Annotated in this window: 2 rRNA genes; both read left to right on the top strand. The window is 47.2% G+C overall.

Going from position 1 to position 722, the window contains the following annotated elements:
* Positions 1–52 (top strand): 16S ribosomal RNA (locus Q3W56_RS20540); the annotation flags it as partial.
* Positions 53–283: 231 nt separating this feature from the next.
* Positions 284–722 (top strand): 23S ribosomal RNA (locus Q3W56_RS20535); the annotation flags it as partial.

Below are 722 nucleotides of genomic sequence, written 5' to 3'. Positions count from 1 at the left end.
GAAGTCGTAACAAGGTAGCCGTATCGGAAGGTGCGGCTGGATCACCTCCTTTCTAAGGATATTTACGGAATATAAGACCTTGGGTCTTATAAACAGAACGTTCCCTGTCTTGTTTAGTTTTGAAGGATCATTCCTTCAGACATAGGAGCACCTGCTAAATGCGCCACGTCCTGTGGCAACGCATGTGTTAGCATGTCCTATGCGTTGTTCTTTGAAAACTAGATAACAGTAGACATCACATTCAATTAGTAAGACAAGATATCACATAGTGATTCTTTTTAATGGTTAAGTTAGAAAGGGCGCACGGTGGATGCCTTGGCACTAGGAGCCGATGAAGGACGGGACGAACACCGATATGCTTCGGGGAGCTGTAAGCAAGCTTTGATCCGGAGATTTCCGAATGGGGAAACCCACCACTCGTAATGGAGTGGTATCCATATCTGAATTCATAGGATATGAGAAGGCAGACCCGGGGAACTGAAACATCTAAGTACCCGGAGGAAGAGAAAGCAAATGCGATTCCCTGAGTAGCGGCGAGCGAAACGGGATTAGCCCAAACCAAGAGGCTTGCCTCTTGGGGTTGTAGGACACTCTATACGGAGTTACAAAGGAACGAGGTAGATGAAGAGGTCTGGAAAGGCCCGCCATAGAAGGTAACAGCCCTGTAGTCAAAACTTCGTTCTCTCCTGAGTGGATCCTGAGTACGGCGGAACACGTGAAAT

Source organism: Bacillus sp. C28GYM-DRY-1 (assembly GCF_030519405.1).
Taxonomy (GTDB): domain Bacteria; phylum Bacillota; class Bacilli; order Bacillales; family Bacillaceae; genus Bacillus; species Bacillus spizizenii_A.
This window is presented reverse-complemented; position numbering and strand designations above follow the sequence as displayed.